At 41.1% G+C, this 4,502-nt stretch carries 4 protein-coding genes; all 4 read right to left on the bottom strand.

Annotation, left to right across the window (positions count from 1 at the left end):
* On the bottom strand, nt 1-501 hold a 501-nt coding region (locus tag B2X72_RS12540), incomplete at its 3' end, for a pyridoxal-phosphate dependent enzyme (protein WP_286849740.1).
* A gap of 214 nt (nt 502-715) precedes the next feature.
* The gene (locus B2X72_RS12535) at nt 716-1,879 is read right to left on the bottom strand and encodes a 2-isopropylmalate synthase (RefSeq protein WP_145327525.1); all 1,164 of its coding nucleotides are present in this window, start codon (nt 1,877-1,879) and stop codon (nt 716-718) included.
* Between the two features lie 41 nt (nt 1,880-1,920).
* Complete coding sequence (gene leuB / locus B2X72_RS12530) at nt 1,921-2,994, bottom strand: 3-isopropylmalate dehydrogenase (protein ID WP_286849739.1); 1,074 nt, start codon at nt 2,992-2,994, stop codon at nt 1,921-1,923.
* A 177-nt stretch (nt 2,995-3,171) separates the two neighbouring features.
* A partial coding sequence (locus tag B2X72_RS12525; RefSeq protein ID WP_286849738.1) for an ATP-binding cassette domain-containing protein occupies nt 3,172-4,502 on the bottom strand: 1,331 nt, incomplete at its 5' end.

The following is a 4,502-nucleotide window of genomic DNA, read 5'->3' as shown; positions in this document are numbered from 1 at the left end:
ATCAACGGCTACAGTACCCTGTCCTTCCACAACTTTGAGATCATCAAATGGCGGAATGAAAGTCATGCCATGCTCTGCTGTATAAGCCAGCGCCGCTTTTTGGCAGTCATCAAAAGTGTCTCCGGTCAAGATGATTTCTACATTACCGTTACCCCACATTTCCGTTTGTGAAATCTTTTGGCGTGGTGTCGGACCCGGCATAAATATCACGCCTTTGATGTCGAGTTTATTGCAGGAGAAAGCAACGCCCTGAGCGTGGTTGCCTGCGCTGGCACATACAACGCCACGTTGTCGCTCTTCCGCTGTTAAGGAAATAATTTTATTGTAGGCACCGCGTAATTTATAGGAACGTACGACTTGTAAATCTTCCCGTTTGAGATAGACTTCAGCGCCATATTTTTCGGATAGATGCCGATTATATTGAAGCGGTGTTCTGTTGACCACAGACTTGATGCGGTCAAGCGTAGCTTCTGAATTGATGTTTAAGGTTGATAGATTCATTGTTAGATGATTGCCTAGTTAAGGTAGCAAATAAAACGCAGATATTCGCTGTTATATGAGAGATTCTACCTATACAGTGTTTAAATTTAGTTGATTTTGAATGGAAGACCGTCTGAACACATGCTAAAATAATAATCAGCTATGTGTCATGTGGATCCTTTTAAAAAAAATGTACTTATGATAAAAAAAGGCTGCATCTGCAGCCTTCCTTTTTTTATATTTTTTCCTGGATGAGGCTTTTTAGGTCATCATCACAAATATTTTTCTTTTCGTCGGCTAAAACCAGGAAACGTTGATAGCAATCTGCTAAATCATCTTTTTCAAGATGGAAACCTAAACGCTCCAAATGGTGCTTAAGGGCATGTCTACCTGAACGAGCTGTCAGGATAATATCAGCTTCAACCAAACCAACATCTTCTGGTCTGATGATCTCATAGTTTTCGCGGTGTTTTAGGAAACCATCTTGGTGAATACCCGAGCTATGCGCGAAGGCATTACGGCCAACGATTGCTTTATTCGGTTGGACAGGCATGTTCATCATTTCACTTACCTTGCGCGATAAGTACGTAAACATGCGGCTATCGATGTTTGATGTTAAGCTTCCAAACGACTGGTTGTGTACTTTAAGGATCATGGCCACTTCTTCAAGCGACGTGTTTCCGGCACGTTCACCGATACCGTTGATTGTACATTCTACCTGGCGGGCTCCATTTTGAATGGCAGCGATAGAATTTGCTGTTGCAAGTCCTAGGTCATTGTGACAATGTGCCGAAATAATGGCCTGATCGATATTGCGCACATTCTCCTTGAGATACTTGATTTTTGACCCATACTGATCCGGTAAACAATAACCGTTTGTATCAGGGATGTTGACCACCGTAGCACCAGCCGCAATGACCGACTCAACCATTTTAGCTAGAAATGCCAAGTCTGCGCGACCAGCATCTTCTGCATAAAACTCGACATCTTCCACATAGGATTTGGCATGTTTTACAGCCGCAACAGCACGTTCTAAAATTTCTTCTCTTGTGCTGTTGAATTTATATTTGATATGCATGTCCGAAGAACCAATACCGGTGTGAATACGTGGGCGTTTGGCATATTTTAATGCCTCAGCAGCTACGTCAATATCGTTTTGATTGGCACGGGTCAATGCACATATAATAACATCGTTCACCGCTTTAGATAATTCTACAACCGATTGAAAATCACCAGGGCTAGACACTGGGAAACCGGCTTCGATAATATCTACCCCTAGTTTTTCCAGGTCTTTAGCAATCTCAATTTTCTCCGGAGTGGTTAATTGGCAGCCTGGTACCTGTTCGCCATCACGTAAGGTGGTGTCGAAAATGTAAAGATGATTAGGATCGTGTAACATAATTTCTTAATTCAAAAGATTTACAAATTAAAAAGGGTATACTATTTAATAAACTCCAATACTTTTTCACCCATTTCCTGAGTACCTAAGATTTTTGAAGCTTCTGTGCTGCTGTTGGCAATATCACCGGTTCTCCAACCTGCTTTTAATGTTTCAGCAACAGCATTGGTAACCGCTTTAGCTTCTTCCTGTAGACCAAAGCTAATATCAAGCATCAAGGCTGCAGATAAAATTGAAGCAAGTGGATTTGCTTTATTTTGACCAGCGATATCGTGTGCAGAGCCGTGGATAGGTTCGAAGAAACCTGTACCATCGCCTACGGAAGCAGAAGCCAACATACCCATTGAGCCTGCGATCTGTGACGCTTCGTCTGTCAAGATATCACCAAAAAGATTGGCTGTCAATACCACATCGAATTTCTTCGGATTTTTAACCAATTGCATGGCTGCATTATCGATAAACATGTGCTCGGTTTCAACATCCGGATATTCTTTTGCGATTTCCTGTACAACTTCTCTCCACAGGCGGGATGTTTCCAATACATTTGCTTTATCAACAGAGCATAATCTTTTGTTACGTGTGCGTGCTGCATCATAAGCTTTACGTGCGATACGTTCAACCTCGTAACGGTGGTAGTTCATCAGATCTGACGCAAAGATGTTGTCCTCATTGCGGTTTTTTTCACCAAAATACACATCACCTGTCAATTCACGGAAGAAAAGAATATCTGTACCTTGAAGAATTTCGGGCTTTAAACTCGAAGCATCCAATAACTCATCGAATAAAAGGATTGGACGAAGATTTGCGTAAAGACCTAGTTCTTTACGGATTTTCAACAAGCCTTGTTCAGGTCTTACTTTAGCAGAAGGATCATTATCATACTTGATATGGCCAATGGCGCCGAAAAGGATCGCATCAGAAGCTTTTGCTTTAGCTAATGTCTCATCAGGAAGAGGGTTGCCCGTAGCTTCAATTGCAGTATGGCCCATGATAGCTTCATCAAAGCTGAATTCATGACCATAATTTTCACCGATTTTTTCTAAAACTTTTTTACCCCAAGTTGTTACTTCTTGGCCGATGCCATCTCCAGGTATGATTAAAATATTTTTCTTCATTGTATTTTTAGTATTGAGCTATCAGCAATGTGTATATTGAAACTTTGGAAGATAGGCCTAAGCCCTATTGTATTGTCTTTATTTTTGACTTTTGATTTCCAATGTTTTGTCGATAGCTTGATTCTTTTTTTATTTTTTTGTTCTTGTTTTCGAATTAATTGAAGTTTTCCACAATTTTTATGTTGATAAAGTTTCTTTTTTGTGGATAACTTCGGATATAGCCTTTACTTCTCCCTTTTCCAACACGATTTTATTGTCAATGCACGTTGGTAGCTGGGTTTGGAAGTGACCTACATAAATGAGCGTCTGGCCACTTTTACTGAGGTCATCGATGACGTCGTTGAAATACTGGGTCTGCTCTTGGTCTAAACCCTGACAAGGTTCGTCCAAAATCAGCAATTCTGGATGTTTCACGATCGTGCGAGCCAATAGGACCAAACGTTGTTGGCCTAATGGTAACGACCCCAAGGTTTTGTGTTTAACCTCTTTAAGGTCAAAAAAATGGAGAATTTGCTCGAGCTTTTGCTGTTGTTCAAACCCTAATCGCTGGTATAGGCTCATGGAATCAAAAAATCCAGAAGCAATCGTCTGCCCAACGTTGGCATTCATATCATAGTACCAATGCAATTCTGGCGATATAATACCCAAATGTTCTTTGATATCCCAAATACTTTCTCCAGATCCTCTTTTTTTGCCAAAAAGATGGATGTCATTAGCGTAAGCCTGTGGATGATCGCCGTTGATGAGACTAAGCAAAGTTGATTTTCCTGAACCATTATGCCCTTGTAGCAACCATTTTTCACCGGCTTTTACTTCCCAGTCAATATTCTTTAAGACTTGTTTTTCGCCGTATGAAATATTGATTTTGTTCATTTTTACCATGACCTGGGCGGATACCTGAGGAGCCTGTTGTAGAAAATAAGGCAGCGCCTTTCTTGTTCGGGGCAAGCCTTTGGATAGCTCTTCACTCCGTTGGCGAATCCTGATTTTACCTTCCTGAATTTCCGCAAAACGATTGATACAATCCGGTTGTTCGTCATCATTACTGATCAACAACAAGGTGACCCCTTTATCCGCAAGCTGATCGAAAATCTGATTGAGATCTTCCCGAGACTGTGCATCTAGTCCTGTATAAGGCTGGTCGATAATGAGCACCTGAGGTTGAAGCCACAGAGCTTTAATCAATTGCAGCCTCTTGTGTTCGCCACTCGAAAGTTCAATCAACTGCTGATCTTTGAAATTTTCGAATCCGAAAATGTTCAGGTAAGAACGTACATTTTCAAAAGAAAGCTGTTCTTCTTGCGCAAAATGTTTCAACTCAGCAAAAACCGTTAATGTATCGTTTTTTGCAAATTTGTTGTAGCGCTGTTGGTAATAGAAATTGCGATCGCCTTCAAGATTGGTAAATTGAAACCAATTGGAAACGTAATGAATTTTTGCCGGCAGTGGGCTCGTTGGATCAAGGTGGAATGTGATCTCGCCTTCATACTTCAATTGCCCGGCAATCG

The sequence above is a fragment of the Sphingobacterium sp. UBA7253 genome (genome assembly GCF_002472745.1).
Lineage (GTDB): Bacteria > Bacteroidota > Bacteroidia > Sphingobacteriales > Sphingobacteriaceae > Sphingobacterium > Sphingobacterium siyangense.
The sequence above is the reverse complement of the archived record's forward strand: the minus strand, read 5'-3'. Positions and strand labels throughout refer to the sequence as shown.

What these genes read in the sequence shown, in the direction of transcription:
- leuB (WP_286849739.1), bottom strand. Translation starts at nt 2,994, where the DNA reads ATGAAGAAAAATATTTTAATCATACCTGGAGATGGCATCGGCCAAGAA.
- B2X72_RS12535 (WP_145327525.1), bottom strand. Translation starts at nt 1,879, where the DNA reads ATGTTACACGATCCTAATCATCTTTACATTTTCGACACCACCTTACGT.